The organism is Neisseria sp. HMSC056A03 (assembly GCF_001815685.1).
Taxonomy (GTDB): domain Bacteria; phylum Pseudomonadota; class Gammaproteobacteria; order Burkholderiales; family Neisseriaceae; genus Neisseria; species Neisseria subflava.
In genome coordinates this window covers 1-17,412 of record NZ_KV821587.1, presented here as the reverse complement: position 1 = coordinate 17,412, position 17,412 = coordinate 1, and the positions used below count along the sequence as shown (strand labels likewise).

At 48.8% G+C, this 17,412-nt stretch carries 16 protein-coding genes; 12 read left to right on the top strand and 4 right to left on the bottom strand.

Going from position 1 to position 17,412, the window contains the following annotated elements; genetic code table 11:
* From pdxJ to HMPREF3052_RS00695, 9 genes are all read left to right on the top strand, one after another.
* Positions 1-729 carry a pyridoxine 5'-phosphate synthase gene (pdxJ, locus tag HMPREF3052_RS00735; protein ID WP_070747791.1) on the top strand — a complete coding sequence of 243 codons (729 nt, stop codon included), beginning with the start codon at positions 1-3 and terminating at the stop codon, positions 727-729.
* Between the two features lie 88 nt (positions 730-817).
* Entirely contained in the window at positions 818-1,195 is a 378-nt protein-coding gene (acpS, locus tag HMPREF3052_RS00730) for a holo-ACP synthase (protein WP_070747788.1), read from the top strand.
* 153 nt (positions 1,196-1,348) lie between these two features.
* A complete protein-coding gene (locus tag HMPREF3052_RS00725) occupies positions 1,349-2,152 on the top strand; it encodes an NUDIX domain-containing protein (protein WP_283126934.1) in 804 nt (267 codons plus the stop codon).
* 1 nt (position 2,153) lies between these two features.
* Positions 2,154-2,576, top strand: a complete 423-nt coding sequence (locus HMPREF3052_RS00720; protein ID WP_070747782.1) for a hypothetical protein — start codon at positions 2,154-2,156, stop codon at positions 2,574-2,576.
* A gap of 768 nt (positions 2,577-3,344) precedes the next feature.
* Entirely contained in the window at positions 3,345-4,220 is an 876-nt protein-coding gene (gene prpB / locus HMPREF3052_RS00715; RefSeq protein ID WP_002233567.1) for a methylisocitrate lyase, read from the top strand.
* Between the two features lie 84 nt (positions 4,221-4,304).
* Positions 4,305-5,459: a bifunctional 2-methylcitrate synthase/citrate synthase gene (gene prpC, locus HMPREF3052_RS00710; RefSeq protein WP_070747779.1), complete on the top strand. Its 1,155-nt coding sequence runs from the start codon at positions 4,305-4,307 to the stop codon at positions 5,457-5,459.
* A 400-nt stretch (positions 5,460-5,859) separates the two neighbouring features.
* A complete protein-coding gene (acnD, locus tag HMPREF3052_RS00705; protein WP_070747776.1) occupies positions 5,860-8,466 on the top strand; it encodes a Fe/S-dependent 2-methylisocitrate dehydratase AcnD in 2,607 nt (868 codons plus the stop codon).
* A gap of 117 nt (positions 8,467-8,583) precedes the next feature.
* The gene (gene prpF, locus HMPREF3052_RS00700) at positions 8,584-9,753 is read left to right on the top strand and encodes a 2-methylaconitate cis-trans isomerase PrpF (RefSeq protein WP_070747773.1); all 1,170 of its coding nucleotides are present in this window, start codon (positions 8,584-8,586) and stop codon (positions 9,751-9,753) included.
* A 213-nt stretch (positions 9,754-9,966) separates the two neighbouring features.
* Entirely contained in the window at positions 9,967-11,178 is a 1,212-nt protein-coding gene (locus HMPREF3052_RS00695) for an acetate kinase (RefSeq protein ID WP_070747770.1), read from the top strand.
* 74 nt (positions 11,179-11,252) lie between these two features.
* On the opposite strand, the gene purM is transcribed toward HMPREF3052_RS00695, so the two are convergent.
* Entirely contained in the window at positions 11,253-12,287 is a 1,035-nt protein-coding gene (gene purM / locus HMPREF3052_RS00690) for a phosphoribosylformylglycinamidine cyclo-ligase (RefSeq protein ID WP_049351030.1), read from the bottom strand.
* A gap of 205 nt (positions 12,288-12,492) precedes the next feature.
* Between purM and HMPREF3052_RS00685 the strand changes: the two genes are divergently transcribed.
* On the top strand, positions 12,493-13,563 hold the full coding sequence (locus tag HMPREF3052_RS00685) for an AI-2E family transporter (RefSeq protein WP_070747767.1): 1,071 nt from the start codon (positions 12,493-12,495) through the stop codon (positions 13,561-13,563).
* A 66-nt stretch (positions 13,564-13,629) separates the two neighbouring features.
* Positions 13,630-14,346 (top strand): S-methyl-5'-thioinosine phosphorylase, encoded by a 717-nt coding sequence (locus HMPREF3052_RS00680; RefSeq protein WP_070747764.1) that lies wholly within the window; start codon positions 13,630-13,632, stop codon positions 14,344-14,346.
* Positions 14,347-14,391: 45 nt separating this feature from the next.
* Here HMPREF3052_RS00680 and HMPREF3052_RS00675 read toward each other — a convergent pair whose 3' ends face one another.
* The 3 genes from HMPREF3052_RS00675 to HMPREF3052_RS00665 form a co-directional block, all read right to left on the bottom strand.
* Positions 14,392-14,898 carry a hypothetical protein gene (locus tag HMPREF3052_RS00675; RefSeq protein ID WP_083318761.1) on the bottom strand — a complete coding sequence of 169 codons (507 nt, stop codon included), beginning with the start codon at positions 14,896-14,898 and terminating at the stop codon, positions 14,392-14,394.
* 134 nt (positions 14,899-15,032) lie between these two features.
* On the bottom strand, positions 15,033-15,467 hold the full coding sequence (locus HMPREF3052_RS00670; RefSeq protein ID WP_070747761.1) for a hypothetical protein: 435 nt from the start codon (positions 15,465-15,467) through the stop codon (positions 15,033-15,035).
* Positions 15,460-16,767 (bottom strand): homoserine dehydrogenase, encoded by a 1,308-nt coding sequence (locus tag HMPREF3052_RS00665; RefSeq protein ID WP_070747758.1) that lies wholly within the window; start codon positions 16,765-16,767, stop codon positions 15,460-15,462. Before HMPREF3052_RS00665 ends, HMPREF3052_RS00670 begins: the two co-directional genes overlap by 8 nt.
* A 206-nt stretch (positions 16,768-16,973) precedes the next feature.
* Here HMPREF3052_RS00665 and HMPREF3052_RS00660 point away from each other — a divergent pair, with 206 nt between their 5' ends.
* Complete coding sequence (locus HMPREF3052_RS00660; RefSeq protein WP_003686305.1) at positions 16,974-17,348, top strand: Mth938-like domain-containing protein; 375 nt, start codon at positions 16,974-16,976, stop codon at positions 17,346-17,348.
* Positions 17,349-17,412 lie beyond the last annotated feature (64 nt).

The window sequence follows — 17,412 nt, the reverse complement described above, 5'->3', positions numbered from 1 at the left end:
ATGTTGTTAGGCGTAAACATCGACCATATTGCCACCGTCCGCAATGCGCGCGGTACGATTTATCCCAGCCCTGTCGAAGCGGCGCTGATTGCGGAAACCCACGGCGCAGATTTGATTACCATGCACTTGCGTGAAGACCGCCGCCATATTAAAGATGCGGACGTGTTCGCCGTTAAAAACGCCATCCGCACGCGCCTGAATTTGGAAATGGCGCTGACGGAAGAAATGCTGGAAAACGCGCTCAACGTCATGCCGGAGGATGTGTGCCTCGTTCCTGAAAAACGCCAAGAAGTGACCACCGAAGGCGGTTTGGACGTATTGGCGCAACAGGATAAAGTGGCCGAGTTCACCAAAATCCTGACCGATGCAGGCATCCGCGTGTCCTTGTTTATCGATGCCGACAACGCGCAAATCCAAGCCGCTTATGATGTCGGCGCGCCCGTTATTGAGTTGCACACCGGCGCGTATGCCGATGCGCACGGCCACGCCGAGCAAATGAAACAATTCGAGCGCATTCAAAACGGCGCGCATTACGCCAGCGATTTGGGTTTGGTCGTCAACGCCGGACACGGCCTGACCATTCACAACGTTACGCCGATCGCTCAAATCCTCGCCATCCGCGAACTGAACATCGGACATTCACTGATTTCCCAAGCACTCTTCCTCGGCCTGCCAGAAGCTGTCCGCCAGATGAAGGAAGTCATGTTCAGAGCCAGAATGCTGCCTTAACGGCATCAGCCATACCGGCTAAGGCAATTGGCTTTGGCCGGTATTCACACTTTCAGACGGCCTGACTATTTAAACAAGGAGCAGACCCATGATTTACGGAATCGGTACAGACATTGTTTCCCTCAAACGCATTATCCGCCTGAACAAAAAATTCGGACTGGTATTTGCGCAACGCATTCTCAGCCCGGAAGAGCTGTTGGAATTTCCGCAGGCAGGCAAACCGGTCAACTATCTTGCCAAACGCTTTGCCGCCAAAGAGGCTTTTGCCAAAGCCGTCGGTACGGGTATACGCGGCGTGGTGTCTTTCCGCAATATCGGTGTCGGACATGACGCATTGGGCAAACCAGAGTTGTTTTTTGCACCTGCTTTGACCAAATGGCTGGAAGAACAGGGTATCCGAAGCTGCCATCTCAGTATGAGCGATGAAGAGGATACCGTTATGGCTTTTGTCATTGCGGAAAAATAAGGCCGGATTTAAGTATTCTGAAATAGAAAATTCTTTTCAGACGGCCTGAAGGGTTAGGTATTTGTTGAAGGTCGGGCGTATAGGCCCGACATCGTTTTTTTACGCATAAATCGGCAGGTGTCGCTGCCTGCCGCATATAAGAATAAGCTCATGATGACTGAAGACACACGTCCATTGGTGCAAGTGGTAGCCGGAATTTTACTCGACCAAAACGGCCGCTACCTGCTCAGTTCCCGCCCAGAGGGTAAACCGTATGCCGGTTATTGGGAATTTGCCGGAGGCAAGGTTGAGGCAGGCGAAAGCGATTTTCAAGCCTTGCAGCGCGAGTTTGAAGAAGAACTCGGCATCCGTATCCTTGCCGCTACGCCGTGGCTGACCAAAGTCCATTCCTACGAACACGCACATGTACGCCTGCATTTTTTATGGGTGGAAGCCAACCAATGGACGGGCGAAATCCAATCGAGGGAAGGGCAGAAATGGGCATGGCAAAAGGCAGGGGATTTTACCGTTGCGCCGATGTTGCCTGCCAATAGCGCATTATTACGTTCCCTCTCTATTCCGCGCCAGCTTCAAGGCCGTCTGAAAAGCGGATTCTGCGGTCAAAACAGCATGGGCGAATATCATGTTGCACCGTATCTGTCGGCTCAGCATCAAACCGCATCTGCCGTATTGCTGGATTTTGCCGATTGGCAACAAGGCAAGCCGATAGAAGCACCCAGCGTATGGCCAATCATTGAAAATGCCGAACAATGGCAGCAGGTGCAAAATGCCGATGCTGTCGTATGGAAAGTAGCGAATGAAGCGGCAGCCAAGCAAGTTGTCGATATTTTGGCGCAAGGTGTGGCTACGCCGTTGATTGCGGCAGCTCCCGAGAGTATGGTTTCCATTTATCGTGAACAGTGGCAGAGCATGGGTGTGCATGCCGTTTTGACCAATAATGACATTGAGGCCGTCTGAAATGAGTAAAAATCAAAAACTACTGATTGCCGCTGTTTTACTGATTGTGTTTGCGGCGGCCAAACTGCTGCTCCTGGATTGGTGGCAACGGCAACAGTCAAAAGCGAATGTAGTCGAATGTAGTCTGACACAAGGCTGCGTCCTGCCTGACGGTTCAAAAGTACGAGCGACCTCCATCAATACACACGAGCCTTTTGATATTGTGGTTGAGAATGTGCCGAAGAATACGGGCGCGGTCAGTATCAGTTTCAGTATGAAAAACATGGACATGGGCTTCAATCGCTACAACCTGACGCAACAATCGCCGCAAAGTTGGCAGGCTGTGCAAGTCCGCTTGCCGTTTTGCGTCGAAGGCCGCCATGATTACACTGTCGACATTACCATTGGCAAACAGACTTTTCAGACGGCATTTAGTGCAGAGTAGTCATCAGGCAAAGGCCGTCTGAAAATTTAAAGGCAAAAATTTTAATTTTTTTCAGACGGCATATTTAAAAGTTCTTTATAAATGAATTAATTATAAATTATTTTTAGATAGATTGTTTACAATCATTCTGACTATCAGTCAAAAGTACAAAACGGACAGAAGCTAGGCCACATAAGGATTTGATGTGGTACAGCCTGTCCGTTTTTTACATTTGTTGCAAAAAAATCGTTTATTAATAACTGAATTTTTTATAATTTTTTTGAAAAAAGTGTTTGACAAGACCGGTTTTATTTTTTAAATTTGTTTCCATAAATAAAAACTACATCGCACTACAAAGGAACATCATCATGAATCTGTATCAAACCACTCTCTCTTGTTATAGATTTTCTCCCGTCTCTGCCACTCCCGTCGCCGCCAGTTTATTGGCAGTCCCGACGGTCTGAAGGCTCTCAACCCGAATCCAGTTTCCGCATTCCTACGAACGCTTCGGGTTTTAAAATATCTGTATCCCCAACAGTCATTCATATATTGATTAATAAAAATTAAAAAACGTATACCCCCCGCTTCAGCCTTATTGTATTTATTGGTCTTGATAACTATTTGTATTTATTGGTTTTAAATTTTTTGGATGGTTGATGATTGAAATTTTATAGGCCGTCTGAAAACAGTTTTTAAAACGATTATTTCTTTTTAAACGGTTCGTTTTAAGTTGTGAAAAACCGAGCCGTCCGATTAATACTGAAAAAAGTCTATAAAGGAGAAATTATGATGAGCCAACACTCTGCCGGAGCGCGTTTCCGTCAAGCTGTGAAAGAATCAAATCCACTTGCCGTAGTCGGTTGCGTCAATGCTTATTTTGCACGATTGGCTACTCAAAGCGGTTTCAAAGCGATTTACCTGTCCGGCGGCGGAGTGGCAGCCTGCTCTTGCGGTATCCCTGATTTGGGCATTACCACAATGGAAGACGTGCTGATTGACGCGCGACGCATTACGGACAACGTAGATACGCCTTTGCTGGTGGACATCGATGTAGGTTGGGGCGGTGCATTCAATATTGCCCGTACTATTCGTAACTTTGAACGCGCTGGTGTTGCAGCGGTTCACATCGAAGATCAGGTAGCGCAAAAACGCTGCGGCCACCGTCCGAACAAAGCCATCGTTTCTAAAGATGAAATGGTCGACCGTATCAAAGCTGCCGTAGATGCGCGTGTTGATGAGAACTTCGTGATTATGGCGCGTACCGATGCGCTGGCGGTAGAAGGTTTGGATGCCGCTATCGAACGCGCTCAGGCTTGTGTCGAAGCCGGTGCGGACATGATTTTCCCTGAAGCCATGACCGATTTGAAAATGTACCGCCAATTTGCAGATGCAGTGAAAGTGCCTGTATTGGCCAACATTACCGAGTTTGGTTCTACTCCGCTTTATACCCAAAGCGAGCTGGCTGAAAACGGCGTGTCGCTGGTTCTGTATCCGCTGTCATCGTTCCGCGCAGCAAGCAAAGCCGCTCTGAATGTTTATGAAGCGATTATGCGCGATGGCACTCAAGCCGCAGTGGTTGACACTATGCAAACTCGTGCCGAATTGTATGAGCATCTGAACTATCATGCCTTCGAGCAAAAACTGGATAAATTGTTTCAAAAATAAGTAACCGCTTTCAGACGGCCTTTCAACAAATCCGCATCGGCCGTCTGAAAAATAAAACCCATAAAAATACAAAGGAGAAATACCATGACTGAAACTACTCAAACCCCAACGTTCAAACCTAAAAAATCCGTTGCGCTTTCTGGCGTTGCGGCCGGTAATACCGCATTGTGTACCGTTGGCCGTACCGGTAACGATTTGAGCTATCGCGGTTACGACATTTTGGACTTGGCACAAAAATGCGAGTTTGAAGAAGTCGCCCACCTGCTGATTCACGGTCATTTGCCCAACAAATTCGAGCTGGCCGCTTATAAAGCCAAGCTCAAATCCATGCGCGGCCTGCCTATCCGTGTGATTAAAGTTTTGGAAAGCCTGCCTGCACATACCCATCCGATGGACGTGATGCGTACCGGCGTATCCATGCTGGGCTGCGTTCATCCTGAACGCGAAAGCCATCCGGAAAGCGAAGCGCGCGACATCGCCGACAAACTGATCGCCAGCCTCGGCAGCATCCTCTTGTACTGGTATCAATATTCGCACAACGGCAAACGCATTGAAGTTGAAAGCGACGAAGAGACCATCGGCGGTCATTTCCTGCATCTGTTGCACGGCAAACGCCCAAGCGAATCACACATCAAAGCCATGCACGTTTCACTGATTCTGTATGCAGAACACGAGTTCAACGCTTCTACCTTTACCGCCCGCGTAATTGCCGGTACAGGCTCTGATATGTACTCCTGCATTACCGGTGCAATCGGTGCGTTGAAAGGTCCGAAACACGGCGGCGCGAACGAAGTGGCTTACGATATTCAAAAACGATACCGCAATGCCGACGAAGCCGAAGCCGACATCCGCGAACGCATCGGCCGCAAAGAAATCGTGATCGGTTTCGGTCATCCGGTGTACACCATTTCCGACCCGCGCAACGTCGTCATTAAAGAAGTGGCACGCGGTTTGAGTAACGAAACCGGCGATATGCGCCTCTTTGACATTGCCGAACGCTTGGAAAGCGTGATGTGGGAAGAGAAAAAAATGTTCCCGAATCTGGACTGGTTCTCTGCCGTTTCCTACCAAAAATTGGGCGTACCGACCGCTATGTTCACACCGCTGTTCGTGATTTCCCGTACAACCGGTTGGAGCGCACACGTTCTCGAGCAACGCAAAGACGGCAAAATCATCCGTCCGAGCGCAAACTACACAGGCCCTGAAGATTTGGCATTCGTGGAGATTGAAAACCGCTAATATGCGTAACAGCAGGGTGGGCCGCCTGCCCGCCCCATCTCGAAATGCCGTTTGAAAACAATGAATAAATGATGTTTTCGTTTTTCGACGGCCTAGTGCAGTATGCGAGAGAGAGAGCCGGCCGTTTGGAAAACATGCTGCTCTGCTGTCGTCATTCCCATACAGGCAGAAATTCAAAAGGTGAAATGTTCTGCTGTAAAGAGTACTGAAAGATTTAAGTTTGGATTTCCGTCTATACGGGAATGATGGTAGCGGAGCAGCAATTTTTTTTCATACCGTGAATAGATTTCAGACAACAAGCAATAAAACAGAATTTATGATTTCAGACGGCCTGAAGGTCCGAATCAACAGGCTGTCTGAAACCTCAAACCAAAAAAATAATAGATTTAGGAGAACCGACATGACTGCCAACCAACGCTACCGCAAAGCTTTGCCCGGTACGGATTTGGAATATTACGACGCGCGTCAGGCGTGTGAAGACATCAAACCAGGCTCTTACGACAAGCTGCCGTACACAAGCCGCATCTTGGCTGAGAACTTGGTCAACCGCGCAGACAAAGTCGACCTGCCTACGCTGCAAAGCTGGCTGGGCCAGCTGATTGAGGGAAAACAGGAAATCGACTTCCCTTGGTATCCGGCACGCGTGGTGTGTCATGATATTCTGGGTCAGACAGCGTTGGTGGATTTGGCAGGCCTGCGCGATGCGATTGCCGAAAAAGGCGGCGATCCTTCCAAAGTGAATCCGGTGGTGCAAACCCAGCTTATCGTTGACCACTCTTTGGCCGTTGAATGCGGCGGTTACGATCCTGATGCCTTCCGCAAAAACCGCGAAATCGAAGACAGACGCAACGAAGACCGTTTCCACTTCATTAACTGGACAAAAACCGCATTTGAAAATGTGGACGTGATTCCGGCGGGCAACGGCATTATGCACCAAATCAACTTGGAAAAAATGTCGCCGGTTGTCCAAGTTAAAAACGGCGTAGCGTTCCCTGATACCTGTGTCGGTACTGACTCACATACGCCGCACGTCGATTCATTGGGCGTGATTTCCGTAGGCGTGGGCGGTCTGGAAGCCGAAACCGTAATGTTGGGCCGTGCATCCATGATGCGTCTGCCTGATATTGTCGGCGTTGAGCTGACCGGCAAACGCCAGCCGGGCATTACTGCCACTGACATTGTGTTGGCACTGACCGAATTCTTGCGTAAAGAGCGCGTGGTTGGCGCATTTGTCGAATTCTTCGGCGAAGGCGCAAGAAGCCTGTCCATCGGCGACCGTGCCACTATTTCCAACATGACCCCTGAGTTCGGCGCGACTGCCGCGATGTTCGCTATTGATGAGCAAACCATTGATTATTTGAAACTGACCGGTCGTGACGACGCGCAAGTGAAATTGGTAGAAATCTACGCCAAAACCGCAGGCTTGTGGGCAGATGCCTTGAAAACCGCCGTTTATCCTCGCGTTTTGAAATTTGATTTGAGCAGCGTAACTCGCAACATGGCAGGCCCAAGTAACCCACATGCCCGTTTTGCGACTGCTGATTTGGCCAGCAAAGGCTTGGCAAAACCTTACGAAGAGCCTTCAGACGGCCAAATGCCTGACGGTGCAGTGATTATTGCCGCGATTACTTCATGTACCAATACTTCCAATCCGCGCAACGTTGTCGCCGCCGCGCTGTTGGCACGTAATGCCAACCGTCTTGGCTTGCAACGCAAACCTTGGGTGAAATCTTCGTTTGCCCCGGGCTCAAAAGTAGCCGAAATCTATTTGAAAGAAGCAGGCCTGCTGCCTGAAATGGAAAAACTCGGCTTCGGTATTGTTGCCTTCGCATGTACCACCTGTAACGGCATGAGCGGCGCGCTGGATCCGAAAATCCAAAAAGAAATCATCGACCGCGATTTGTACGCCACCGCCGTATTGTCAGGCAACCGCAACTTCGACGGCCGTATCCATCCGTATGCGAAACAGGCTTTCCTCGCTTCGCCTCCGTTGGTCGTTGCCTACGCGCTGGCAGGCAGCATCCGTTTCGATATTGAAAACGACGTACTCGGCGTTGCAGACGGCAAAGAAATCCGCCTGAAAGATATTTGGCCTACCGATGAAGAAATTGATGCCATCGTTGCCGAATATGTGAAACCGCAACAATTCCGCGACGTTTATATCCCGATGTTTGACACCGGCACGGCGCAAAAAGCACCAAGCCCGCTGTACGACTGGCGTCCTATGTCCACCTATATCCGCCGCCCACCTTACTGGGAAGGCGCACTGGCAGGGGAACGCACATTGAGCGGTATGCGCCCGCTGGCGATTTTGCCCGACAACATCACCACTGACCATCTCTCGCCATCCAATGCGATTTTGGCCAGCAGTGCTGCAGGCGAATATTTGGCAAAAATGGGTTTGCCTGAAGAAGACTTCAACTCTTACGCAACCCACCGCGGCGACCACTTGACCGCCCAACGCGCAACCTTCGCCAATCCGAAACTGTTTAACGAAATGGTGAGAAATGAAGACGGCAGCGTACGCCAAGGCTCGCTGGCACGCGTTGAACCCGAAGGTCAAGTGATGCGTATGTGGGAAGCCATCGAAACCTATATGAACCGTAAACAGCCGCTCATCATCATTGCCGGTGCGGACTACGGTCAAGGCTCAAGCCGCGACTGGGCTGCAAAAGGCGTACGCCTCGCCGGTGTGGAAGCGATTGTTGCCGAAGGCTTCGAGCGTATCCACCGCACCAACTTGATCGGTATGGGCGTATTGCCGCTGCAATTCAAACCGGGTACCAACCGCCGCACCCTGCAACTGGACGGTACGGAAACCTACGACGTTGTCGGCGAACGCAGACCGCGCTGCGACCTGACCCTCGTGATTCACCGTAAAAACGGCGAAACCGTCGAAGTTCCGGTTACCTGCCGCCTCGATACCGCAGAAGAAGTGTTGGTATATGAAGCCGGTGGCGTGTTGCAACGTTTCGCACAAGACTTCTTAGAAGGAAATGCAGCGTAAGGTAAATCGGGTATCGTCAAAATGCCCGGGCTACGCTCAAAAAGGTTTTCAGACGGCCTCGAATGTTTGAGGGGTCGTCTGAAAAAACCATACTAGAAATACAAAGGAGAACTCGAAATGCCGCAAATTAAAATTCCAGCCGTTTACTACCGCGGCGGTACATCTAAAGGCATTTTCTTCAAACGTACCGATCTGCCGGCCGCAGCGCAGGAAGCAGGCGAGGCACGCGACAAAATCCTCTTGCGCGTACTCGGCAGCCCCGACCCTTACGGCAAACAGATTGACGGTTTGGGCAATGCCAGTTCGTCCACCAGCAAGGCCGTGATTTTGGACAAATCCGAACGCACCGATCACGATGTCGATTATTTGTTCGGACAAGTTTCCATCGACAAACCTTTTGTCGATTGGAGCGGCAACTGCGGCAATCTGACCGCCGCCGTGGGCGCATTTGCCATCGAGCAAGGCTTGGTCGATAAATCCAAAATCCCTTCAGACGGCCTGTGTACCGTCAAAATCTGGCAGAAAAACATCGAAAAAACCATTATTGCCCATGTACCGATGCAAAACGGCGCAGTTTTGGAAACAGGCGATTTCGAGCTTGACGGCGTAACGTTTCCGGCTGCCGAAGTACAAATCGAATTTTTAGATCCGGCCGATGGCGAAGGCAGTATGTTCCCAACCGGCAATTTGGTCGATGAAATTGATGTGCCGAATATAGGCCGTCTGAAAGCCACGCTTATCAATGCCGGTATTCCAACCATTTTCCTGAATGCCGCAGATTTGGGCTATACAGGCAAAGAGTTGCAAGACGACATCAACAACGATGCCGCAGCCCTGGAAAAATTTGAAACCATCCGCGCATATGGCGCGCTGAAAATGGGTTTGATCAGCGACGTATCCGAAGCTGCCACTCGTGCCCATACTCCGAAAGTCGCTTTTGTCGCCCCTGCGGCCGATTACACCGCTTCAAGCGGTAAAAACGTCAAAGCTGCCGACATCGACTTATTGGTACGCGCGCTGAGCATGGGCAAATTGCACCACGCCATGATGGGCACCGCTTCAGTTGCCATCGCTACCGCCGCCGCCGTGCCCGGAACGCTGGTCAACCTTGCAGCCGGAGGCGGAGCGCGTAAAGAAGTCCGTTTCGGTCATCCGTCAGGCACACTGCGTGTCGGTGCCGCCGCCGAATGTCAGGACGGACAATGGACGGCCACCAAAGCGGTCATGAGCCGTAGCGCACGCGTGATTATGGAAGGACAAGTCCGAGTGCCGGAAGATTGCTTTTAAGTTTTCAGACGGCCAAGCCATTAAACAAGGCCGTCTGAAAACCAAATAAGCAGATTTTAGTCAGGTAGCGATACCTGCAATGGAGATTAGGATTGGGCATGAAGCCTGACTAAACACCAAACCAAAGGCAATCTGGAAAGCTCTCAAATGTTTTTGCTCTTTTCAGACGGCCTGAAACCAAAAAAACAATCAAAAATTCAAAGGAGAAACACCATGTCCAACCAACTCATTCTTGTTCTGAACTGCGGCAGCTCTTCACTCAAAGGTGCCGTTATCGACCGTAAAAACGGTAAAGTTCTCTTAAGCTGTCTCGGCGAACGTTTGGGTACGCCCGAAGCAGTCATTACGTTCAGCAAAGACGGCAAAAAATGCCAAACAGCTTTGACCAGCCGTAACGATCATGCCGGTGCCGTAGGTATGCTGTTGAAAGAGCTTGAAAAACACGGCCTGCACGACCGTATTAAAGCCATTGGTCACCGTATTGCCCACGGCGGCGAAAAATACAGCGAGTCTGTTTTGATCGACCAAGCGGTAATGGACGAGCTCAATGCCTGCATTCCGCTCGCTCCGCTACACAACCCTGCCAATATCAACGGCATTTTGGCTGCACAAGAGCATTTCCCAGGCCTGCCCAATGTCGGCGTGATGGATACTTCATTCCACCAAACCATGCCCGAGCGTGCCTACACTTATGCCGTTCCGCGCGAATTGCGTAAAAAATACGCTTTCCGCCGCTACGGTTTCCACGGTACCAGTATGCGTTACGTCGCCCCTGAAGCTGCACGCATCTTGGGCAAACCGTTGGAAGATATCCGCATGATTATTGCCCACTTAGGCAACGGCGCATCCATTACCGCCATTAGAAACGGCAAATCCGTTGACACCAGTATGGGCTTCACGCCGATCGAAGGCTTGGTAATGGGTACGCGCTGCGGAGACATCGACCCGGGCGTATACAGCTATCTGACTTCACACGCCGGTTTGGATGTTGCACAAGTTGATGAAATGCTGAACAAAAAATCAGGCTTGCTCGGTATTTCCGAACTCTCCAACGACTGTCGTTCTTTGGAAATCGCTGCAGATGAAGGCCATGAAGGCGCACGCTTGGCTCTGGAAGTAATGACTTACCGCCTTGCCAAATACATTGCTTCGATGGCAGTAGCTTGTGGCGGCGTTGACGCGCTCGTGTTTACCGGCGGTATCGGCGAAAACTCGCGTAATATCCGCGCCAAAACCGTTTCCTACTTGGATTTCTTAGGTCTGCACATCGACACCAAAGCCAATATGGACAAACGCTACGGCAACTCCGGTATCATCAGCCCGACAGGTTCTATGCCGGCTGTTTTGGTCGTTCCAACCAATGAAGAGCTGATGATTGCCCATGATACGGCTCAATTGGCCGGCTTTATGGAAGAAGCAGGCTAGAGCGGAGATTTTCTTAGACCATAAACAATAAAAAGTGCGGATTCATCATCCGCACTTTTTTAATTACATCTTAATCAAGCCACTTGGGTTTGATGTTCGTCGCCGTTGCGCTCACGAACTGCGCCCAATCGGTAAACGGTTTCGCCTTGTTCGCTCAAGAATGCCTGTACCGCATCGGCATCTTCTTTGGCAATGATAACGACCATGCCGATACCGCAGTTAAATGTACGGTACATTTCTTGGGTTTCCACATTGCCTGCTTTTTGCAGCCATTGGAACAGTTTAGGCAATTCCCACGCTTTGGCATCGATTTGTGCGACGGTATTTTCAGGCAAAACGCGAGGTACGTTTTCAGTAATGCCGCCGCCGGTAATATGGGCCATGCCTTTAATGGTGAATTTTTCCAAAGCGGCAAGGATAGGTTTCACATACAGGCGGGTAGGGGCGATGATAGCTTCGCGCAAGGTTTTGCCGTTGTCGAATTCCGCATCCAAATCGGGGTCGTCGCGCTCGATGATTTTGCGTACCAGAGAGTAGCCGTTGGAGTGTGCGCCGTTGGAAGCCAAGCCCAAAACAACGTCTCCGGCCTGAATGCTGCGGCCGTTGATGACGCGTTCTTTTTCAACCACGCCGACGGCAAAACCGGCCAAGTCGTATTCGCCTTCGGGATACATGCCCGGCATTTCGGCAGTTTCACCGCCAATCAAAGCGCAACCGGATTCTTCGCAGCCTTGGGCGATGCCTTTAATCACATCAGTCGCGCGGGCAACATCCAGTTTGCCGCAAGCGAAATAGTCCAAGAAGAACAAAGGTTCTGCACCTTGAACCAAAATGTCGTTGACGCTCATGGCAACCAAATCGATGCCGACGGTATCGTGTTTGTCCCAGTCGAATGCCAGTTTCAGCTTGGTGCCGACGCCGTCCGTACCGGAAACCAATACCGGATTTTTGTATTTTTTGCCGATTTCGACCAAAGCGCCGAAACCGCCCAAATCACCCAACACTTCAGGGCGCATTGTACGCTTGGCAAAAGGTTTGATGTTTTCGACCAGTTGATCGCCTGCGTCGATATCCACGCCTGCGTCACGATAGCTCAAAGAAGTGCTCATTGGATTTCCTTATTCGGGTATGGGGGTAGATTGTCGGAGCGTATTTTATCTTAAATTGGAGGATTCAGGCTGAATTTTTTGGCATTATTGTCAACAATTTTTATTTTATCTTAATAGCCGTCTCACTTTCAGACGGCCTTTGTGAATCTGTTATACTGCTTATTTATTTTGAAAACCTTAAGCATCAACTGGGGAATACCTTTTTATGTATCAAAAGAAAACGCGCGGCGCAAAACCGTGGATTATTATGGCTTGCGTCATCGCAGCCTTTATTTGGCTTTTATATGCCTTGGGCGATGTTTTGACGCCGTTTATTGTGGCCGCCGTTTTGGCCTATGTTTTGAATCCCTTGGTTGAGTGGCTGCAATTGAAGCGTATCCGTCGCGCGCCGGCCTCTATGATTATTATGGCACTGGCTTTGCTGATATTGCTGTCGTTGGTTTTGATTATCGTACCTATGTTGTTGAACCAGTTTAACAATCTGGCCGAACGCCTGCCACAAATCGTGGGCTTTGTTCAAAACAAACTGCTGCCGTGGCTCAACAGCGTCAGCGGGGATTATATTCAAATCGATCAAGAATCGATTATTGCATGGTTGCAGTCGCATACGGATGAGTTGAGCAATACGCTCAAAGAATGGATTCCTACCTTGATGCGTCAAAGCGGCAACGTGATCAGCGGCGTCAGCAATTTGGTGTTGTTGCCTTTGTTGCTATATTACTTCTTGTTGGATTGGAAACGCTGGTCTTCCGGAATCAGCAAACTGGTTCCACGCCGTTTTATCGAGACCTACACGCGTATCAGCGGCAATATGGATGAAGTTTTGGGCGAGTTTCTGCGCGGCCAGCTGATGGTTATGATGATTATGGGCTTGGTTTATGGCTTGGGCTTGATGCTGGTCGGTTTGGATTCCGGCTTTGCCATCGGTATGATTGCCGGTATTTTGGTATTTATTCCGTATTTGGGCGCATTTACCGGCCTTTTGCTGGCAACAATCGCCGCGCTTTTGCAATATGGCTCATGGCAGGGCTTGTTGATGGTCTGGGCTGTATTCGGTGTCGGCCAATTCTTGGAAAGCTTCTTCATTACACCTAAAATCGTCGGCGACCGCATCGGTTTGTCGCCTTTCTGGGTAATTTTCTCGTTGATGGCTTTCGGACAACTGATGGGTTTTGTCGGTATGCTTGCCGGCCTGCCGCTTGCCGCCGTAACATTGGTTTTATTGCGTGAAGGCGCATCTGCCTATTTCGGCAGCCATTTCTACAAACATAAATAAATCAATAATATTAAGGCCGTCTGAAATCCAAGTTTCAGACGGCCATTGATAACAAAGGAAGTCTATATGTTAGCCATTATCGGTGGCAGCGGTTTGACCAAACTGCCGGAACTTGAAATTACTGAACGAAAAATTGTACGCACTCCATACGGCTTAACCAGCAGCCCTATTTTGTTCGGCAGGTTGGGGCGCTTGGATATTGTTTTCCTCGCCCGACACGGCTTTAGCCATACCATCGCGCCGCATGAAATCAACTACCGCGCCAATATCTGGGCGTTACACTCTTTAGGCGTCGAAAACATCATTGCCATTTCTTCAGTCGTCGGTATCAATCCCGATTTTGAAAACGGCAGTTTGGTGTTGCCGGACGATTTGATCGACTATACCTATGGCCGTAAAGATACTTTTTTTGAAGGCCAAGAATGTCCGGTTGTCCATACCGATTTTTTCAACCCTTATTGCGATGAATTACGACAAGAATTGTTGAATATCACGAAAGCGCACAATGTGCCGATTTACGACTCCGCCGTTTATGGCTGTCTGCAAGGCCCGCGCCGTCCAACCCGCGCAGAAATCGTCCGTTATCGACGTGACGGCGTAGATGTACTCGGTATGACCGGCATGCCCGAAGCCGTTTTGGCTAGGGAGTTAAAAATGGCCTATGCCCACTTTTGCAGCGTCAGCAGCATTGATTGCTTTGATAGTGGAATAGGGACTGAGGGCTGTAATGAACAGACTTCTATGACGATGACGAAAATCCGACAATTATTGAATGGTTTGTAACTGATAATGCCGTCTGAAATGATGTTTTCAGACGGCATTGTTTATTTAAGAAGCTGTTTCTCGCGCCCAATGGGGCAGGGAGGCTTTTTGTTTGCGGAACGAGGCAAGTTTCATACCACGACATTTTTCAAAAATTAATTCAACCCCGCTTTGCAGCTGCAAAATTAAATTGGTATGCGTTTCTGTTTTAATAAAGTCAATATTGCGTTGCACCAATCGCTGAATAACAGCATAAACATCAAGGCAGCCATTTGCAAAAAACCACGGATTCAACTTTACCCAACGGCCACCGCTTAATGCAGCATCAGGCTGAAAATCAGCGCGAATCTGAGTCAGCCGATTGTCGGAGAAATGCAGTTCGATATCGCCATAAAGCCAAATATTCCAGCCATTTTGCACCAACAAGCCTTTAGGGACGCAATCAGGCGCAGGAAACATCTGCAAAATAGACTCCGCCGATTGTCCGATTTCCAGATAGTCAAATCGGCCGGTATACAAAAAATCATAAATATCAACGGCAATAGGAAAGTGGTAACGCATGGCAATAACCATAGAAAAGCAATTCACCTAGCTATCTTAAACTTAAAATATAATGAAATCAATTCTTATTACTATTTATTCAGTATAAGAAAGGCCGTCTGAAATTCAGACGGCCTTGTAGCTTTGGCTTAAACCGATATTTTGGTTTACTCAGCCTTTAAATCAGCCACGCACTGCTTATCGCGTGCCTCAAAAGCTTCCGCGCCACCCAAGAGTTTGAGTTGCTCCTCAGGGCTGATTTTGCCGAAGTTACGGATTTGCTCGTCAGAGAGTTTGCTTAAGGGCTGATTCCACATGCAGACACAATAGTCTTGAGCCAATTTCTCGTTTTGCGCATCCAAACCTTTTGCTTTCAAATCAGTCTGCCATTTTTCAGCAAAAGGAATGTTTTTCACGCAAGACTCCACCACATTTTGCTTCATCTGCGGCTTGTTCATGGCGCATTGTGAGAGCAGGGCGGTCAGAGTCAGCAAAGACAAAATAATCCATGCCCAAATGCGGATGGTGCGGATTTTTGCCTTGGCTTTCTTTCTGGCCGCCAGTTGCTCTTCAGACGGCCTTTCCGGTTGTTGCTCAGTCATGCAGGCTTTCCATGCGGATCATGGTGATCGGAGCATCCACGCAGCTCAGAGCTTCAATCGCTGCGATAGCGCGTTTGATATTGTGTTCCACTGTGGTGTGGGTCAGAATCACAATTTCGGCAGTACTTTGATTAATCACGCCTTTTTGAATCAGAGCCTCGATAGAAACATTTTCTTTGGCCAAGAGTGCGGCAATTTGACCCAAAGTGCCCGGTTCGTCAGTTGCTTGAACGCGCAGATAGTAGCTGCTGGTGATTTCATCCATAGGCAGAATATTTTGCGCTTGAACTTGCGAAGGCTGGAATGCCAAGTGAGGGACACGATGATCGGTTTCCGCTTCAATCAGGCGGGCAATATCAATGATGTCGGCAACCACGGCAGAGGCGGTTGGTAATGCACCGGCGCCCGCACCATAATACAAGGTTTCACCAACCATATCAGCATTGACGCGGACAGCATTCATCACGCCGTTAACGTTAGCCAGCAGACGGCTTTCAGGAATCAGAGTAGGGTGTACACGCAACTCGATGCCTTTGTCGGTTTTACGGGTAATACCCAACAATTTGATGCGATAGCCAAACTCTTCAGCGTATTTGATATCGCGGCTGTCGAGTTTACTGATACCTTCCAAATAGCAGGCAGAAAAGTTCATCGGCGTGCCAAATGCCAATGCGCTCATGATGGTGATTTTATGGCCGGCATCATGACCTTCAATATCAAAAGTAGGGTCAGCTTCTGCATAGCCTAAAGCCTGAGCTTCTTTCAATATGTCTGCAAACGCGCTGCCTTTTTCACGCATTTCAGTAAGAATGAAGTTGCTGGTACCATTAATAATACCGGCGATACTGCGGATTTGGTTTGCAGCCAATCCTTCACGCAAAGCCTTGATGATAGGGATACCGCCGGCAACAGCAGCTTCAAATTGCACCATGACATTTTTTTCTTCTGCCAAAGGGAAAATTTCATTGCCGTATTCAGCTAACAGTTTTTTATTGGCAGTAACAATGTGTTTGCCGTTTTCAATCGCTTTTAATACCGCATCTTTGGCAATACCGGTACCGCCAAACAATTCAACAACGACATCAACATCTTGATGTTGAACCAGCTCAAACGGATCTTTGATAAAAGCAGCATTCGGGCAAATTTGTTTGGCTTTTTCTTCGCTCAAATCACAAACAGCAGAAATACGGACTTCACGTCCCAAGCGACGGCTGATTTCCGCAGCGTTGTCCTGCAATACAGTGGCCGTACCGCCACCAACTGTACCCAAACCTAAAAGACCGATATTTACTGGCTTCATTGTGTCTCCTTTTGAGCCGATACTTTAAAATATTCACGAAAAACCAAGGCTTGTTATAATCGCTTGCAATCGTAAATTCAGAGCAAAGCATCAATGCACAAGGTCAAACGTTGAATCCTACCTGATATTGCTTGATTTTGCACCTTTTTTTGCAAGGTTTCCCAAGGCCGTCTGAAAATCGTTCTACCATAAAAACAGGAATTGCCATGAAAATCACAGAAAACCATATTGATGAAACCGCATCATTTTTTTCATCCTCACAAGGCATATTGCAAATCGGTGAACAAACATACTCAGAACCCATTTGCTGGCAAGATGGCAAAATTAGCATCATTCCTCAAGCAACCATCGAAGAATTAAACGAACAAATTTTTATATCAGCAATTGAAACAGCAGAAAACCGTCCAGAAGTCATTATTATAGGTACAGGAGCAAAACAACAATTCCTACATCCAAAAATTACCGTAGCCTTATCAGCCTACGGAATCGGCTTCGAATGCATGAACACAGCCTCAGCTTGCCGAACTTTGGTTTTACTGCAAGGAGAAGAACGAAGCACATGGGCTTGGTTGTGGCCATAATCTGTAGAAAAGACTATTACATCACACTAGTCTAAGTTCGCATAATTTTTCGTTTCGTCAAATT

Bases quoted from the DNA above. Each gene is read 5' to 3' on its own strand.
- HMPREF3052_RS00685 (WP_070747767.1), top strand. From the start codon at position 12,493: ATGTATCAAAAGAAAACGCGCGGCGCAAAACCGTGGATTATTATGGCT.
- HMPREF3052_RS00660 (WP_003686305.1), top strand. From the start codon at position 16,974: ATGAAAATCACAGAAAACCATATTGATGAAACCGCATCATTTTTTTCA.
- HMPREF3052_RS00725 (WP_283126934.1), top strand. From the start codon at position 1,349: ATGACTGAAGACACACGTCCATTGGTGCAAGTGGTAGCCGGAATTTTA.
- HMPREF3052_RS00720 (WP_070747782.1), top strand. From the start codon at position 2,154: ATGAGTAAAAATCAAAAACTACTGATTGCCGCTGTTTTACTGATTGTG.
- HMPREF3052_RS00665 (WP_070747758.1), bottom strand. From the start codon at position 16,767: ATGAAGCCAGTAAATATCGGTCTTTTAGGTTTGGGTACAGTTGGTGGC.
- acnD (WP_070747776.1), top strand. From the start codon at position 5,860: ATGACTGCCAACCAACGCTACCGCAAAGCTTTGCCCGGTACGGATTTG.
- prpB (WP_002233567.1), top strand. From the start codon at position 3,345: ATGAGCCAACACTCTGCCGGAGCGCGTTTCCGTCAAGCTGTGAAAGAA.
- prpC (WP_070747779.1), top strand. From the start codon at position 4,305: ATGACTGAAACTACTCAAACCCCAACGTTCAAACCTAAAAAATCCGTT.
- HMPREF3052_RS00670 (WP_070747761.1), bottom strand. From the start codon at position 15,467: ATGACTGAGCAACAACCGGAAAGGCCGTCTGAAGAGCAACTGGCGGCC.
- pdxJ (WP_070747791.1), top strand. From the start codon at position 1: ATGTTGTTAGGCGTAAACATCGACCATATTGCCACCGTCCGCAATGCG.
- HMPREF3052_RS00675 (WP_083318761.1), bottom strand. From the start codon at position 14,898: ATGGTTATTGCCATGCGTTACCACTTTCCTATTGCCGTTGATATTTAT.
- purM (WP_049351030.1), bottom strand. From the start codon at position 12,287: ATGAGCACTTCTTTGAGCTATCGTGACGCAGGCGTGGATATCGACGCA.
- HMPREF3052_RS00695 (WP_070747770.1), top strand. From the start codon at position 9,967: ATGTCCAACCAACTCATTCTTGTTCTGAACTGCGGCAGCTCTTCACTC.
- acpS (WP_070747788.1), top strand. From the start codon at position 818: ATGATTTACGGAATCGGTACAGACATTGTTTCCCTCAAACGCATTATC.
- prpF (WP_070747773.1), top strand. From the start codon at position 8,584: ATGCCGCAAATTAAAATTCCAGCCGTTTACTACCGCGGCGGTACATCT.
- HMPREF3052_RS00680 (WP_070747764.1), top strand. From the start codon at position 13,630: ATGTTAGCCATTATCGGTGGCAGCGGTTTGACCAAACTGCCGGAACTT.